16 protein-coding genes are annotated in these 14,421 nt (G+C 60.9%); 5 read left to right on the forward strand and 11 right to left on the reverse strand.

Annotation, left to right across the window (positions count from 1 at the left end; all coding sequences use genetic code 11):
* Positions 1-22 precede the first annotated feature (22 nt).
* From mrdA to QFW87_RS25915, 5 genes are all read right to left on the reverse strand, one after another.
* Complete coding sequence (mrdA, locus tag QFW87_RS25895) at positions 23-1,918, reverse strand: penicillin-binding protein 2 (RefSeq protein ID WP_283189196.1); 1,896 nt, start codon at positions 1,916-1,918, stop codon at positions 23-25.
* A gap of 10 nt (positions 1,919-1,928) precedes the next feature.
* Positions 1,929-2,396, reverse strand: coding sequence for a 23S rRNA (pseudouridine(1915)-N(3))-methyltransferase RlmH (gene rlmH, locus QFW87_RS25900; RefSeq protein WP_283189197.1), 468 nt, complete (start codon positions 2,394-2,396; stop codon positions 1,929-1,931).
* A 9-nt stretch (positions 2,397-2,405) separates the two neighbouring features.
* Positions 2,406-2,900, reverse strand: coding sequence for a ribosome silencing factor (gene rsfS, locus QFW87_RS25905; protein WP_033054148.1), 495 nt, complete (start codon positions 2,898-2,900; stop codon positions 2,406-2,408).
* Positions 2,901-2,972: 72 nt separating this feature from the next.
* The gene (gene nadD / locus QFW87_RS25910) at positions 2,973-3,662 is read right to left on the reverse strand and encodes a nicotinate-nucleotide adenylyltransferase (protein ID WP_259696405.1); all 690 of its coding nucleotides are present in this window, start codon (positions 3,660-3,662) and stop codon (positions 2,973-2,975) included.
* A gap of 1 nt (position 3,663) precedes the next feature.
* Positions 3,664-4,935 carry a glutamate-5-semialdehyde dehydrogenase gene (locus tag QFW87_RS25915; RefSeq protein ID WP_283189198.1) on the reverse strand — a complete coding sequence of 424 codons (1,272 nt, stop codon included), beginning with the start codon at positions 4,933-4,935 and terminating at the stop codon, positions 3,664-3,666.
* A gap of 189 nt (positions 4,936-5,124) precedes the next feature.
* On the opposite strand from QFW87_RS25915, the gene QFW87_RS25920 reads away from it, so the two are divergent.
* The gene (locus tag QFW87_RS25920; RefSeq protein ID WP_283181805.1) at positions 5,125-5,820 is read left to right on the forward strand and encodes a DNA-3-methyladenine glycosylase; all 696 of its coding nucleotides are present in this window, start codon (positions 5,125-5,127) and stop codon (positions 5,818-5,820) included.
* Between the two features lie 44 nt (positions 5,821-5,864).
* Positions 5,865-7,181, forward strand: a complete 1,317-nt coding sequence (locus QFW87_RS25925) for a bifunctional DedA family/phosphatase PAP2 family protein (protein ID WP_283189199.1) — start codon at positions 5,865-5,867, stop codon at positions 7,179-7,181.
* On the opposite strand, the gene QFW87_RS25930 is transcribed toward QFW87_RS25925, so the two are convergent.
* From QFW87_RS25930 to QFW87_RS25940, 3 genes are read right to left on the reverse strand one after another with little or no spacing between them, the layout of a single operon-like run.
* Positions 7,182-7,772, reverse strand: coding sequence for an LON peptidase substrate-binding domain-containing protein (locus QFW87_RS25930; RefSeq protein ID WP_017341006.1), 591 nt, complete (start codon positions 7,770-7,772; stop codon positions 7,182-7,184).
* 10 nt (positions 7,773-7,782) lie between these two features.
* Positions 7,783-8,499, reverse strand: coding sequence for an LrgB family protein (locus tag QFW87_RS25935; protein WP_283181807.1), 717 nt, complete (start codon positions 8,497-8,499; stop codon positions 7,783-7,785).
* Positions 8,496-8,858: a CidA/LrgA family protein gene (locus QFW87_RS25940; protein WP_129440876.1), complete on the reverse strand. Its 363-nt coding sequence runs from the start codon at positions 8,856-8,858 to the stop codon at positions 8,496-8,498. Before QFW87_RS25940 ends, QFW87_RS25935 begins: the two co-directional genes overlap by 4 nt.
* Positions 8,859-9,053: 195 nt before the next feature.
* Here QFW87_RS25940 and QFW87_RS25945 point away from each other — a divergent pair, with 195 nt between their 5' ends.
* The 3 genes from QFW87_RS25945 to QFW87_RS25955 all read left to right on the forward strand — a co-directional run bounded on the left by QFW87_RS25945 (position 9,054) and on the right by QFW87_RS25955 (position 12,009).
* Positions 9,054-9,509, forward strand: a complete 456-nt coding sequence (locus tag QFW87_RS25945; protein WP_123367685.1) for a MaoC family dehydratase — start codon at positions 9,054-9,056, stop codon at positions 9,507-9,509.
* A gap of 112 nt (positions 9,510-9,621) precedes the next feature.
* Positions 9,622-11,340 (forward strand): C13 family peptidase, encoded by a 1,719-nt coding sequence (locus tag QFW87_RS25950; RefSeq protein WP_283189200.1) that lies wholly within the window; start codon positions 9,622-9,624, stop codon positions 11,338-11,340.
* 27 nt (positions 11,341-11,367) lie between these two features.
* Positions 11,368-12,009 carry an oxidoreductase gene (locus QFW87_RS25955; RefSeq protein ID WP_283181809.1) on the forward strand — a complete coding sequence of 214 codons (642 nt, stop codon included), beginning with the start codon at positions 11,368-11,370 and terminating at the stop codon, positions 12,007-12,009.
* Positions 12,010-12,164: 155 nt separating this feature from the next.
* Here QFW87_RS25955 and QFW87_RS25960 read toward each other — a convergent pair whose 3' ends face one another.
* Genes QFW87_RS25960 through mpl form a run of 3 tightly spaced genes read right to left on the reverse strand, consistent with a single transcriptional unit; the run spans position 12,165 to position 14,420 of the window.
* The gene (locus QFW87_RS25960) at positions 12,165-12,449 is read right to left on the reverse strand and encodes a YceK/YidQ family lipoprotein (protein ID WP_283181810.1); all 285 of its coding nucleotides are present in this window, start codon (positions 12,447-12,449) and stop codon (positions 12,165-12,167) included.
* Complete coding sequence (ubiX, locus tag QFW87_RS25965) at positions 12,442-13,074, reverse strand: flavin prenyltransferase UbiX (RefSeq protein ID WP_283181811.1); 633 nt, start codon at positions 13,072-13,074, stop codon at positions 12,442-12,444. The genes QFW87_RS25960 and ubiX overlap by 8 nt, the downstream gene beginning before the upstream one ends.
* The gene (gene mpl / locus QFW87_RS25970) at positions 13,071-14,420 is read right to left on the reverse strand and encodes a UDP-N-acetylmuramate:L-alanyl-gamma-D-glutamyl-meso-diaminopimelate ligase (protein WP_283189201.1); all 1,350 of its coding nucleotides are present in this window, start codon (positions 14,418-14,420) and stop codon (positions 13,071-13,073) included. The genes ubiX and mpl overlap by 4 nt, the downstream gene beginning before the upstream one ends.
* Position 14,421 lies beyond the last annotated feature (1 nt).

Below are 14,421 nucleotides of genomic sequence, written 5' to 3' on the forward strand. Positions count from 1 at the left end.
GCTGGAGAGGATGCGATCGAAATTACTCTTCACGGGCCGTAGCCTCCGCACTGATAGGGCTGGCGTATTCGCCCTTCAACCGACCGTCCTGGTCCAGAAGCCAGGCGTCCATGATTTGACGCACCACGGGCGCTGCGACGCCGGAACCGGACTCGCCGTTCTCGACCATCACCGACACCACGATTTGCGGGTTGTCGGCTGGTGCGAAGCCGACGAACAAGGCGTGGTCACGATGGCGCTCCTGAACCTTGGAGCGGTCGTACTTCTCGCCCTGCTTGATCGCGACGACCTGGGCCGTACCACTTTTGCCCGCGATGCGGTATTGCGAACCGATCGCCGCTTTGCGTGCCGTACCCCGGGCACCGTGCATCACCTGTTGCATGCCGTGGTTGACCTTGGTCCAGTCGGACGGGTCACGCAGGATGATGTCCGGCATCGGGTTTTCATCCTTCGGCCGCTCGCCTTCGACGGTCTTGGCCAGGTGCGGACGGTTCCAGACACCCTTGTTCGCGACCAGCGCTGTGGCCTGGGCCAGCTGCAACGGAGTGGACTGCATGTAGCCCTGCCCAATCCCAAGAATCAGTGTTTCTCCCGGGTACCAGGCCTGACGTCGGGTTGCACGCTTCCATTCCCGTGTCGGCATCAGCCCCGGTGACTCTTCGAACATGTCCAGCGAGACCTTCTGGCCGATGCCGAACTTGCCCATGTAAGCCGACAACCGATCGATCCCCAGCTTGTGGGCCAGGTCGTAGAAGTAGGTGTCGTTGGACCGCATGATCGCCGTGTCCAGATCGACGTAGCCGTCACCGGTACGGTTCCAGTTACGGTATTTGTGATCGTAGTTGGGCAACTGGTAATAGCCGGGATCGTAGACCCGACTCGACGCAGTCACGACACCAGCATCCAGCCCGGCAATCGCCACCGCCGGCTTGATGGTCGAGCCCGGCGGGTAGAGGCCACGCAGCACGCGGTTGAACAGTGGCCGGTCGATGGAATCGCGCAGCTCGGCATAGGCCTTGAAGCTGATGCCGGTGACGAACAGGTTCGGATCGAAACTCGGCGCACTGACCATCGCCAGCACTTCGCCGGTTTTCGGATCCAGCGCGACCACCGCACCACGACGTCCGCCGAGTGCAGCTTCGGCCGCTTCCTGCAATTTGATGTCCAGGCTCAGGACAATGTCCTTGCCGGGAATCGGATCGGTACGCTTGAGCACGCGCAACACGCGGCCTCGAGCATTGGTCTCGACTTCTTCGTAACCCACCTGACCGTGCAGCTCGGGCTCGTAGAAACGCTCGATACCGGTCTTGCCGATGTGGTGGGTGCCGCTGTAATTGACCGGATCGAGCGACTTCAGCTCTTTCTCGTTGATCCGCCCCATGTAACCCACCGAGTGCGCAAAGTGCGGGCCCTGCGGATAGTGACGCACCAGCTGCGCGACCACTTCCACACCCGGCAGACGGAACTGATTCACCGCAATGCGGGCGATCTGTTCTTCGGTCAGCTCGAACAAGATCGGCACCGGCTCGAACGGCCGGCGCCCCTGACGCATGCGCTTCTCGAAGATCACCCGGTCCTCGGGCGTCAGCTCCAGCACTTCGACAATGACGTCGAGCACTTGCTGCCAGTCGCCGGAGCGTTCGCGGGTCATGCTCAAGCTGAAGCTGGGCCGGTTATCGGCCACCACCACGCCATTGCGATCGAAGATCAACCCGCGCGTCGGCGGAATCGGTTGCACATGGACGCGGTTGTTTTCCGACAGGGTCGAGTGGTACTCGTATTGAATCACCTGGAGGAAATACAGCCGCGCGATCAGCACACAGATCAGCAACACCACCGCAATTGCCCCGAACACGACGCGGCCACGCACCAGACGGGCGTCTTTTTCGTGGTCCTTGATGCGGATCGGCTGGGGCATGAGGGCAGAACTACTTGTGGTAAGGGTGGCCGGACAGGACTGTCCAGGCACGATACAGCTGTTCGCCGATCAGGATTCGCACCAGCGGGTGCGGCAACGTCAACGGCGAGAGCGACCAGCGCTGATCGGCCCGGACACAGACTTCCGGCGCCAGCCCTTCGGGGCCGCCGACCATGAAATTCACCGTGCGCGAGTCCAGCCGCCAGCGATCGAGCTCGACCGCCAACTGCTCGGTGCTCCAGGGCTTGCCGTGGACTTCGAGGGTCACAACGCGCTCGTTCGGCCCGACCTTGGCCAGCATGGCTTCGCCTTCCTGACGGATGAAGCGCGCCACGTCGGCGTTCTTGCCACGGGTGTTGAGCGGTATTTCCACCAGTTCCAGCGCCAGCTCGGACGGAAGACGCTTGGCATATTCATGCCAGCCTTCTTCCACCCACTTGGGCATGCGTGAACCGACGGCGATCAGTCGCAGTCGCACAGCGATCCCTTATTGCTGGTCTTTGTTGAGCTTGACGAAGTGCTCATGGGTGTTTTCCGGGCTGTGGTGAGCCGCGTTCAGAGCACGGCTCTGTTCTGCACCGGACCACAGACGCTCCAGGTCGTAAAATTGACGAGCCGAAGCAGTCATCATGTGCACGATGACATCATCCATATCCAGCAGGACCCAGTCGCTGTCGCCCTTGCCTTCTTCACCCAGCGGCTTGACGCCCAAGGCTTTGACCGCCTCGCGGACCTTATCCAGCATCGCGCCGATCTGGCGGTTGGACGTACCGGTAGCGATGATCATGAAGTCAGTGATGCTCTGCTTTTCACGAACGTCGATTACCTGAATGTCCTGGCCCTTGACATCTTCCAGGGCCGCTACGGCAACCTTGACCAGCTCTTCGCCGCGCAGCTCAGGGCCGGTTGGAACTTCTACTGGCAGCGGGGCGCTCTTGAACGTGCCTTTGCGCTTTACTTTAGTTACGTCTTTGTTCGTCATATAAAACTCGTTTTGCTCGTATGTTCGGGCGCTTCGGTACACGCGTTCACGTGTTTTGAAGCGCGCCCTTTTTCAGTTCGACGCACGGTAGAGACCGTGCGCATCGATGTAGGCCAGGACCGCGTCGGGCACCAGGAAACGTACCGACTTACCGCTGGCCAGCAGTTGACGGATCTGGGTGGCGGATACCGCGAGCGGTGTCTGCCAGACGAATGCAATCTGTCCGCTCGGCCCTTTGAGGGCCAGCGGGTCGCTCACCGAGCGTGCCGCCAACAGATTGCGCAAGGCATCCGGCGGTTCGCTGTCGGCATCCGGGCGTTGCAGCACCAGGATGTGGCAATGCTGGAGCAACTCTTCCCAGCGGTGCCAAGTGGGCAGGCCGCAAAATGCGTCCCAGCCCAAAAGTAGAAAAACCTGGTCTTCGGCGGCCAGTTCGGCGCGCATCAGTTCCAGGGTGTCGATAGTGTAGGACGGTTTGTCCCGCTGCAATTCGCGGGCGTCCACCACCAACGGCGCCACACCGGCCACCGCGCACTCGACCATCGCCAGACGGTCTTTCGCCGACACCTGCGGCGTACCGCGATGAGGCGGTCTGGCACTGGGTGTCAGACGCAGCTCATCGAGCGCCAGCGATTCGGCGACTTCCAGCGCACTGCGCAAATGGCCGATGTGCACTGGGTCGAAGGTTCCGCCCAGCATGCCAATGCGTCGAGGCGCAGGCTCGCTGGCGGTTACCGGGGCTGACAGGTCGAGGTCGCCCAAGTCAGTCCGACGCCTGGCCGCGCAACTGGCCATCACCGACCACGATGTACTTCTCGCAGGTCAGACCTTCAAGACCCACCGGGCCGCGGGCGTGCAGCTTATCAGTAGAAATGCCAATCTCGGCACCCAATCCGTATTCGAATCCATCGGCGAAGCACGTCGGGGTGTTGATCATTACCGACGACGAATCGACTTCCGCGACGAAACGTCGGGTGTCAGCAAGGTTTTCGCTGACGATCGAATCGGTGTGATGGGAGCCGTACTTGTTAATGTGTTCGATGGCCTGGTCCAGTCCGTCGACCACACGGATCGAGAGAATGGGCGCCAGGTACTCGGTGTTCCAGTCTTCTTCAGTGGCCGCCACCGCATCGATGATCGTCCGGGTGCGTTCGCAGCCGCGCAGTTCGACGCCTTTTTCGCGGAACTGTGCAGCCATCGACGGCAGGAAATCCTTGGCGACTGCCTGGTCGACCAGCAGGGTTTCCATGGCGCCGCAAATACCATAGCGGTAAGTCTTGGCATTGAACGCGATGCGCTGGGCTTTCGGCAGGTCGGCGTGAGCACTGACGTAAACGTGACAGATGCCGTCCAGATGCTTGATAACCGGCACGCGGGCGTCACGACTCACGCGCTCGATCAGGCCACGGCCGCCACGGGGCACGATAACGTCGACGTATTCAGGCATGGTGATCAGTGCGCCAACGGCGGCACGGTCAGTGGTTTCGACCACTTGCACCACGGCGGCAGGCAAATCGGCTTCAGCCAGACCGCGCTGGATGCAGGCGGCAATGGCACGATTGGAATGAATCGCCTCGGAGCCGCCACGCAGGATGGTCGCGTTGCCGGACTTCAGGCACAGGCTGGCGGCATCGATGGTCACGTTCGGCCGGGATTCGTAGATGATCCCGATCACGCCCAACGGCACGCGCATCTTGCCGACCTGAATGCCCGACGGCCGAAAGCTCATGTCGCGGATCGCGCCGACCGGATCCGGTAGAGCCGCCACCTGACGCAAACCGACGATCATGCCGTCGATGCGTTCCGGGGTCAGCGCCAGACGCTCAAGCAATGCAGGCTCAAGACCATTGGCGCGGCCAGCGGCCAAATCCAGTTCATTGGCAGCCGTCAGCTCGGCGCGTGCGGCGTCCAACGCATTGGCAGCAGCCTGCAAGGCGCGGTTTTTCTGCGCGGTGCTGGCACGGCCGATGACGCGAGAAGCTTCGCGGGCAGCGCGACCCAATCGGGTCATGTATTCAAGAACGGACTCAGTCATGGTCTGGAGTGGTCTTTGCTAAGGTCTTGGTAAAGAGTAAAGCGGCAGATTATAGCTGTCGCGTCCCTCGACTAACAGCGGTGACGGGCGGATGGTCGAAATGGAGGGCAATTTGCCGACGTTCAGCCGTGATTAAGCTGCAAATTGTTATCATCACGACTCAATCAGCCCTGATAAACGCCGTTCTTCATGACCAACCTGACTGTTCCCACGTCCGCAATGAGCCCGCCCGAGGGGCTCGGGGATGCATTTTTCGACAGAGATGCTCAAACGCTGGCCCGGGATTTACTCGGCAAAGTCATTCGTCACCGGGTCGGCGACCTGTGGCTCAGCGCCCGTATTATCGAGACCGAAGCCTATTACTTCGAAGAAAAAGGCAGCCACGCCTCCCTCGGCTACACAGAAAAACGTAAGGCTTTGTTTCTGGATGGCGGCCACATCTATATGTATTACGCCCGGGGCGGCGATTCCCTGAACTTCAGCGCCCAGGGTCCGGGCAATGCTGTGCTGATCAAATCCGCCTATCCGTGGGTCGATGACTTGAGCGGGCCGGCGAGCCTGGCGCAGATGCTGTTGAACAATCCCGACGCCCAGGGTCGCCCTCGCCCCTCGCAAAAGCTTTGCGCCGGACAGACTTTGCTCTGCAAAGCGTTGGGCCTGAAGGTGCCGGTCTGGGACGCCAAGCGCTTCGACCATGAAGTGCTGCTGGTGGAAGATGTCGGCCCGGCGCCCGTTCACATCATACAAACCACGCGCCTGGGCATTCCCCACGGCCGCGACGAGCATTTGATGTACCGCTTCGTCGATGCGGCTTACGCGCCGTATTGCACGCGCAACCCGCTGCGACGGGGGCAGGTCGAAGGTCGCGATTATTTTTTGCTGTGAATACAACTCCTGCGGGGGTCAATTAATAAGAGGGAGTTGTTTTTATGGGCCCATGGCTCGATAGCGTGACCGGTTGGTTGACGGTCAATCCGCAGTGGTTGGCCGCGGCAGTGTTCATAGTGGCTTGCGTTGAATGCCTGGCGATTGCCGGGCTGATCGTGCCCGGCACGGTGCTTCTATTTGCCGTGGCGGTACTGGCCGGCAGCGGTGCGCTGTCGCTGGGCGAAACGCTGTTGCTGGGGTTCCTCGGCGGTGTGCTGGGCGACATCATTTCGTACTTCCTCGGGCGACATTTCCATCAGAACATCCGGCGCCTGCCAGGATTGCGCCATCATCCGGAATGGATCGCCGGGGCCGAGGCATATTTCCAGCGCTACGGTATCGCCAGCCTGCTGGTCGGGCGCTTCATCGGCCCGCTGCGGCCGATGTTGCCGATGGTCGCGGGGATGTTCGACATGCCCTTCCCGCGCTTCGCTGCCGTCAGCCTGCTGGCCGCCGCTGGTTGGACCGTTGCCTATCTGCTGCCCGGCTGGGCCACGGGGGCGGCAATTCGCTTGCCGCTGCCGGAGGGATTCTGGCCTGAGGCCGGAATCGTCGCCGGCAGCATCGCCCTCATGCTGGGCTTGAGCATCACCAGCAGCATGCGCCGTCATCGCAAAGCGACGATGCTGATTACCGGAATGAGCTTTCTGATTCTGGCGGGACTGTTTATCGGCTATCCGCACCTGACAGCCCTCGATCAGGGTGTGATGACTCTGGTGCAGGAGCACCGCAGCCCGATGCTCGATGAAGTGGCGGTGACGTTCACGTTGATCGGCGAGTTTCGCAACATGCTGTTGTTCAGCGCCCTGTTAACGGGTTTGCTGTTGCTCACCCGGCAATGGCGCCAGGCGATTTTCGCCGGTAGCACCCTGCTGTGCACCGCGCTGGGCAACACCGTGACCAAACACTTTTTCGCCCGCGTACGCCCGGAAGTGTTGAGCGACCCTCTGACCAGCTACAGCATGCCCAGCGGCCACGCCTCGGGCTCTTTTGCGCTGTTTCTGACGCTGGCCGTGCTGGCTGGTCGCGGGCAACCACCGCGCATGCGTCTGACCTGGCTGCTATTGGGTTGCTTGCCCGCGCTGGCGATTGCCCTGTCCCGGGTGTACCTGGGCGCGCACTGGCCAACGGATGTGCTGGCCGGCGCCATACTGGCGGCGTGCGTGTGTGCCGCGAGCTTGTGGCTGAGTCAGCGCCCGGCGCCGCTCAACGCCATGCCACCGAAGGTCTGGTGGCTGGTGTTGCCGGCGATGGTAGCGCTGTTCGGGTTCTTTGCGTTGCGGCACTTACCGCATGCGATGTTGCGGTATGCCTACTGATCAGGCAAACAACTCACCTTGCAACTCATCCAGCAGCGCCTGAATCGCATCCAGTCGCTGCTGCGGATCATCGAGTTGCAGCAGGTCGATCTTGTCCAGTTCGGCAAACGGCAACAGATACGCCAACTGATTGGCCAACGACTGCTGCCCGGTTGCTTCGGTGCCCATGTTCAATGCTTCGACCATTGGGTGTTCGGCCAAGGCTTTGAGCAGTGCAACCAAGTCGGCGTCCTCGTCCTGCAGCGGTTGCTCAGGTTCGTCCTCCAACCACTCGACCTCGGCGACGGTCAGCTGATCGCGCTGAACCTCGGTGCGCAACACGTGGAAGCGCCGCCCGCCCTGCACCCGAATGCCCAGCAAGCCATTGTCCTGCTGTTTGAAATCAGTGATCAGCGCCTCGCATCCGACCAGCGCGTAGCCCGCCGGGGCGATGCCGACTTCTTCGCCGTCGAGGATGCACACCACGCCGAAGCCGCCGCCCTGTTTCATGCAGCGACTGATCATGTCCAGGTAGCGCGCCTCGAAAATCTGCAAGTCGAGGATGCAGCCAGGAAACAACACCGTGTTCAGCGGAAAAAGCGGCAAGCTCATAGACATTTCCTTACACCACCATCGACACCGCCAACGGCAGGAAAACTGCCGTGGCCACGCCCATCAGACTCATCGCCAGCGCCGCGAAGGCGCCGCATTCTTCACTTTCCTGCATTGCCACCGCAGTGCCTACCGCGTGCGCCGTCATGCCCAGTGCCATACCGCGCGCCTCAGGACTGTGCACACCCAGCCTGGTCAAAAGACTCGGCCCGAAGATCGCCCCGATCACCCCGGTAATCAACACGAACACTGCCGCCAGCGCCGCGACGCCACCGATCTGCTCTGCCACCAGCATGGCAATCGGCGACGTCACCGACTTCGGCGCCATGGTCATCAGGATCATATGTTCGGCACCAAACGACCAGCCCAGCAATACGCCCATGCCGGTGGCGACGACGCCACCTATCACCAGCGTAGTAAATATCGGCCAGAACAACTGCCGAATGCGTCGCAGATTGAGGTACAGCGGCACAGCCAGCGCAACGGTCGCAGGCCCGAGCAGGATGCTGAGGATCTCGGTGCTCTTGCGGTACTCGGCATAGGTCAGGCCGCAACCCACCAATACGCCGATCACCAGCAGCATCGAGACCAGCACCGGTTGCAGAAAGATCCAGCGGGTTTTCTCGTACGCCGCCAGCACCAGCTGATAAGCACCCAGCGTAATGCCGATGCCGAACAACGGATGATGAATCACCGACGCCCAGGCGCCGTGCCAGTCGAAGATCATTGGCCGTCCTCACGATGAGCGTGACGCTTGACCATGCGCTGCATCAGCACGCCAGCGAAGGCCAGGGACAGCAACAGGGACAACACCAGCGCACCGACGATGGCCCAGAAATCTGCGGCAATGTCTTTAGCGTAAACCATCACACCTACGGCTGGCGGCACCAGCAGCAACGGCAGGTAACGCAGCAGACTGCTGGCCGCGAGGTTCAGCGGTTCGCCGACCTGGCCACGGCTGATCAGGAATACCAACAGCAACAGCAGGCCGACAATCGGCCCCGGCAGCACCGGTAAAAACAAGTGGTTGATGGCTGTGCCCAGCAATTGGAACAGCACCAGCCAGGTCAGGCCACGTAACAACATCCGTCATCTCCCGCCAATATCATCCCGCACAAGCGGGCCGAGCATTATAAGCACGCCAACGCTATAGACCGGCATTCGCCAAAATCATGGTCAGTTGACCGGAGCCATTTGCCATGTTGATCTAAAGTGGTAATCCGGGAGGTCAAATCCCCCCACCTCAAAACTATAAAACCGATGAACCCAAGGAGAGTCTCAATGCCCTATGTTCCAGTTGCAGAGCTCAAAGATTATGTCGGCAAGGAACTCGGACGTTCCGAATGGCTCACCATCGATCAGGAGCGCATCAACCTGTTCGCCGAAGCCACAGGGGACTATCAGTTCATCCACGTCGACCCGGTCAAAGCCGCGCAAACGCCATTTGGCAGCACCATTGCACACGGTTTCCTGTCGCTGTCGCTGATCCCCAAACTGATGGAAGACATCCTGATCCTCCCTGAAGGGGCGAAGATGGTGGTCAACTACGGTCTGGATACCGTGCGTTTCATCCAGCCAGTGAAGGTCAATTCCCGGGTACGACTCAAGGTCGACATGAACGAAGTCATCGAGAAGAAACCCGGCCAATGGCTGCTCAAGGCCACCGCCACGCTTGAGATTGAAGGCTCGGACAAACCGGCCTACATCGCCGAGCCACTGTCTCTCTGCTTCGTGTAACCCATCCCGGATGCGAAGCAGCTCACGCTGTTTCGCGCCCTCTCCTGTTTCCTGGCTATATAAGGTCAAACAGCTGCGGCATACTCGGTCGCCTAATTGCCCGGATCCCGCTATGCGCCCACTTGCACTCCTCGCTCTGACCCTGTTGCTCACCGCTTGCGGCGACGGCGAATCGCTGTTGCCCCCCGACGCCCGCTTGCCGGACGGCGGACGCTATCGCGGTGAACTGGTCAACGGATTGCTGCAAGGCCAGGGCCGTATCGATTACCCGAACGGCAGCTGGTACGCCGGCGACTTCGACAAGGGCCAATGGCATGGCCAGGGCGAATGGCACGGCAGTAACGGCGAAGTCTATCGCGGGGGATTCAATCTAGGGCTGTTCGACGGCAAGGGCACACTGACCACCAGCGGCAGCAGCTTCACCGGCGGTTTCAAAGCCGGTCGACGGGACGGCGAAGGCACCCTCAAAGAAAACGGTATGACCTACCGCGGTGAATTCAAGGCCGATCAATATTCAGGGCTCGGTCGTCTCGAACTCGAAGACGGCAGCTCGTATCAGGGCCAGTTCGCCCACGGCAAACCCAACGGCGAAGGCCAACGGGGCGACGCCAGCGGCAATCAGTTCACCGGGCATTTCGTCGACGGTCAGCTCGAAGGCAACGGGACTTTCAACAGCGCCGATGGCGATATCTATATCGGCGGCTTCAAAAACAACCAACTGCACGGCAAGGGCCGCTACGAGAACGCCGACGGTGATGTCTGGCTCGGTCAATTCAAGGAAGGATCGCTGAACGGCAAGGGCGAGCTGATCGGTGCCGACGGTAGCCATTACATCGGCCAGTTCAGCGACTGGCGCTTCACCGGCCAAGGTCGATTGAACCTGTCAGACGGCAGCTTCTACATCGGCCAGTTCGACGGTGACAGTTACTCGGGGCACGGCACCCTGGTGCTGACTGACGGCACGGTGCAAAACGGTACGTGGGTCAATGGCCAGCGTGTTCGCGATGCCGATGGCAAGCTGCTGCCCGACAGCCTGGAACTCGGTTTGCTGGCCCAGGGCCGTTTGCTCGACGATGCACTGTCCAACGTGCCGGCTTCGACCCCCGCAGTCGAGTTGTACACCTTGACCCTGGGTGGTGACGGCAAGCAAAGCGTGTTCCTGCGCGAATCCGATTACGTCAGCAACATGCTCAGCAGTCGCTTTGGTGCGTTTGGCCAGATCCGCCTGGTGAACCATCGCGACCACCTCGTCGACCGGCCGATGGCCACCCGGGAAAACCTGCGCCGCGCCGCCGCCGCCCTGGCCGAACGCAGTGGCCCGGAAGACTTGATCTTCATCTACCTGACCAGCCACGGCACCAGCGAACACGAACTGGTGCTCGACCAGCCGCGCATGGAACTGTCCGATCTACCGGCCGATGAACTTGCCGCAGTTCTCTCTCCGCTGAAAAACCGCGACAAGATCATCGTGATTTCGTCCTGCTACTCCGGTGGCTTCATTCCCGCCCTCAAAGATGAACGCACCCTGATCATGACCGCCTCGCGCGCTGACCGCGTGTCCTTCGGTTGCTCGGAAGAAGCCAACTTCACCTACTTCGGCGATGCGCTGTTCGCCCAGGCACTGAACCAGACCGACGACCTGGAGCAAGCCTTCAAACTGGCGAAGGCCACCGTCGCCGAACGTGAACTGGCGGACAGCTTCGAAGCCTCTGAACCGCAGATCTGGGCGCCGAAAACCGTTCTCTCTCACTGGCAGCTGTTACGCAAACAGCAGGCACGAAAAGCACTACAAAGTGTCTCCGTCAGCAGCAAGGACGCAAAGAGCAACTAAGCTGAATAGTATCAAGGGGGAAACACTATGTACTTGACGCCTCAGCACGTACTGCTTGCCGGAGCTACCGGTTTGACCGGTGAACATTTACTTGATCGCCTGCTCAATGAGCCCACGATCTCACGAGTATTGGCGCCCTCACGCCGGCCATTGGCCGAGCATCCCCATCTGGAAAACCCGGTCGGCGACCCTGCGGTGTTTCTGCCGCAATTGAATGGTCGCGTCGACATCGCCTACTGCTGCCTGGGCACCACCATCAAGAAAGCCGGCTCGGAACAGGCGTTTCGCGCGGTGGACCTGGACATGGTAGTGGCGTTCGCCAAACGTGCACGGGAGCTGGGCGCACGGCACCTGATCGTGATCAGTGCACTGGGGGCTGATCGCAGGTCCCCTATTTTCTACAACCGGGTCAAAGGCGAGATGGAATATGCATTGCGCGCGCAGGACTGGCCGCAACTGACCATTTGCCGACCTTCGCTGCTGCTAGGCGAGCGTATGGAACCGCGTATGGCTGAGCAATTCGTTGGGCCTTTGTCCCGCTTGATCCCCGGTAAATACCGCGGCATCGAAGCCTGCCAACTGGCCCGCGCCATGTGGCGACTGGCGCTCGAAGAGCAGGATGGGGTACGGATTGTGGAGTCGGATGAATTGAGGAAGTTGGGCAAATAATGCTGCGCCTGAAATGACGCCTTCGTCGGATCGCCGCCCGGACCAAGCCCGCTCCCACATTTGATCGGCGGTGTCACATAATTTGTGTCTGCTGAAGATCTAATGTGTGTGCGGGCTTGTTCGCGAAGGGTGCGCCCCCCACTCAGAGCCGAACGCTACAACCCGCCCGTTGCCTGAAAACTTACCCCGATCACCGTGAGCACCGACAGCGGCAACAGCAGCGTGTCGAGCAACGCACTGGCCGGCAGGTCGACACCGGGGTAGCTCGGGGCTTCGGCGCCGAAGCGGTCCATGGCGCAGCAGCCGCCGTTCATGGCATACAAATCCAGACGCGTCCCCGAGTACACCACTGGCGCCCCTGGCTTGGCGGCATCAAGCGTTCGCGCCGTGGCGCAGCCAGCCAATTGCAGCGCCAGCACCATCGCCAGCAGCTTATTCATCGCTGGTCAGATGGTGTTCGCCCCAACGCGGCAGCATGTCCTGGGGAATATTCAGCAGATTGAGAATTCGCGCCACGACGAAATCGATCAAGTCGTCGATGGTTTGCGGCTGATGATAAAAACCGGGCGACGCCGGCAAAATCGTCACGCCCATGTTCGACAACTTGAGCATGTTCTCCAGATGGATACTCGAATACGGCGTCTCACGCGGCACCAGAATCAGCTGACGACGTTCCTTCAAGGTGACGTCGGCGGCACGCTCGATCAGGTTGTTGCAGGCCCCCGTCGCAATAGCCGACAAGGTCCCGGTGGAACACGGCACCACCACCATCGCCGCTGGCGCGCCGGAGCCCGAGGCTACTGGCGACATCCAGTCTTCCTTGCCGTACACCCGAATCTGTCCGGCGGCAGCCCCGGTGTATTCGGTGAGGAAGGCCTGCATCATCTGGGTTTTCGGCGGCAACGTAACGTCAGTCTCGGTGGCCATCACCAGTTGCGCAGCCTTGGAGATCATGAAGTGCACCTCGCGGTCTTCACGAATCAGGCAGTCAAGCAGGCGCAAACCATATTGGGCGCCGGAAGCGCCGGTCATCGCCAGCGTGATGCGTTCCGGGCCGTTGTTCATTGCAGCGCCTCGGCGAGTTTGCCGTGCAGGCCGCCGAAGCCGCCGTTGCTCATGATCACCACGTGAGTGCCGGGCTGGGCCTGGCTCTTCACGCGCTCGATGATGCCTTCCAGCGAATCGCTGACGATCGACGGCACCGTACACAACGCAGCAGTCGCCCCCAGATCCCAACCGAGGTTGGCCGGCGCATACCAGATCACCTGATCGGCATCGATCACGCTTTCCGGCAAGCCGTCGCGATGAGCACCGAGTTTCATAGAGTTGGAGCGCGGCTCGATGATCGCAATCAACGGTGCATCGCCGATGCGCTTGCGCAGGCCGTCGAGGGTCGTCGCAATAGCCGTCGGGTGGTGGGCGAAGTCGTCGTAGATGGTAATGCCACGGACCTCCGCGACTTTCTCCATCCGGCGTTTGACGCTTTTGAATGCGCTAAGAGCAGCGATGCCCATAGACGGCACAACACCGACGTGACGCGCCGCAGCCAACGTGGCCAGCGCGTTGGCGACGTTGTGTTGGCCGGTCATGTCCCACTCGACCACACCTTGGGCAACACCTTCGAACATCACTTCGAATTTCGAACCGTCTTCGCTGTGCAGTTTGACCTGCCACTGACCGCCGGCACCGGTGGTTTGCACCGGGGTCCAGCAGCCCATCTCGATCACTCGCTGCAATGCAGGCTCGGTGGTCGGATGGATCACCAGGCCTTCGCTCGGGATAGTCCGCACCAAATGGTGGAATTGCCGCTCGATGGCTGGCAGATCGGGGAAGATGTCGGCGTGATCGTATTCCAGGTTGTTCAGGATCGCCGTGCGCGGGCGGTAGTGAACGAACTTGGAGCGCTTGTCGAAGAACGCGCTGTCGTACTCGTCGGCTTCGATCACGAAGAACGGCGTGTCGCCCAAGCGAGCGGACACCGAGAAGTTTTGCGGCACGCCGCCGATCAGGAAACCCGGGCTCATGCCCGCATGTTCCAGCACCCAGGCGAGCATGCTGCTGGTGGTGGTTTTGCCGTGGGTACCGGCGACGGCCAGCACCCAGCGACCTTGCAGCACATGATCTGACAGCCATTGCGGGCCGGAGACGTACGGCAGGCCTTTGTTCAGCACGTATTCGACAGCCGGGTTGCCGCGGGACATGGCATTGCCGATCACCACCAGATCCGGTGCCGGATCGAACTGCGCCGGGTCATAGCCTTGGGTCAACTCAATGCCCTGAGCCTCAAGCTGAGTGCTCATCGGCGGATAGACGTTGGCATCGGAGCCCGTCACGTGATGGCCCAGCTCTTTGGCCAGAACAGCCATCGACCCCATGAAAGTGCCGCAGATACCAAGAATGTGAATGTGCATT

The organism is Pseudomonas sp. PMCC200344 (genome assembly GCF_030053095.1).
GTDB lineage: Bacteria > Pseudomonadota > Gammaproteobacteria > Pseudomonadales > Pseudomonadaceae > Aquipseudomonas > Aquipseudomonas svalbardensis.

What these genes read in the sequence shown, in the direction of transcription:
- mrdA (WP_283189196.1), bottom strand. Translation starts at nt 1,918, where the DNA reads ATGCCCCAGCCGATCCGCATCAAGGACCACGAAAAAGACGCCCGTCTG.
- rsfS (WP_033054148.1), bottom strand. Translation starts at nt 2,900, where the DNA reads ATGACGAACAAAGACGTAACTAAAGTAAAGCGCAAAGGCACGTTCAAG.
- QFW87_RS25915 (WP_283189198.1), bottom strand. Translation starts at nt 4,935, where the DNA reads ATGACTGAGTCCGTTCTTGAATACATGACCCGATTGGGTCGCGCTGCC.
- QFW87_RS25920 (WP_283181805.1), top strand. Translation starts at nt 5,125, where the DNA reads ATGACCAACCTGACTGTTCCCACGTCCGCAATGAGCCCGCCCGAGGGG.
- QFW87_RS25925 (WP_283189199.1), top strand. Translation starts at nt 5,865, where the DNA reads ATGGGCCCATGGCTCGATAGCGTGACCGGTTGGTTGACGGTCAATCCG.
- QFW87_RS25930 (WP_017341006.1), bottom strand. Translation starts at nt 7,772, where the DNA reads ATGAGCTTGCCGCTTTTTCCGCTGAACACGGTGTTGTTTCCTGGCTGC.
- QFW87_RS25935 (WP_283181807.1), bottom strand. Translation starts at nt 8,499, where the DNA reads ATGATCTTCGACTGGCACGGCGCCTGGGCGTCGGTGATTCATCATCCG.
- QFW87_RS25940 (WP_129440876.1), bottom strand. Translation starts at nt 8,858, where the DNA reads ATGTTGTTACGTGGCCTGACCTGGCTGGTGCTGTTCCAATTGCTGGGC.
- QFW87_RS25945 (WP_123367685.1), top strand. Translation starts at nt 9,054, where the DNA reads ATGCCCTATGTTCCAGTTGCAGAGCTCAAAGATTATGTCGGCAAGGAA.
- QFW87_RS25950 (WP_283189200.1), top strand. Translation starts at nt 9,622, where the DNA reads ATGCGCCCACTTGCACTCCTCGCTCTGACCCTGTTGCTCACCGCTTGC.
- QFW87_RS25955 (WP_283181809.1), top strand. Translation starts at nt 11,368, where the DNA reads ATGTACTTGACGCCTCAGCACGTACTGCTTGCCGGAGCTACCGGTTTG.
- QFW87_RS25960 (WP_283181810.1), bottom strand. Translation starts at nt 12,449, where the DNA reads ATGAATAAGCTGCTGGCGATGGTGCTGGCGCTGCAATTGGCTGGCTGC.
- ubiX (WP_283181811.1), bottom strand. Translation starts at nt 13,074, where the DNA reads ATGAACAACGGCCCGGAACGCATCACGCTGGCGATGACCGGCGCTTCC.
- mpl (WP_283189201.1), bottom strand. Translation starts at nt 14,420, where the DNA reads ATGCACATTCACATTCTTGGTATCTGCGGCACTTTCATGGGGTCGATG.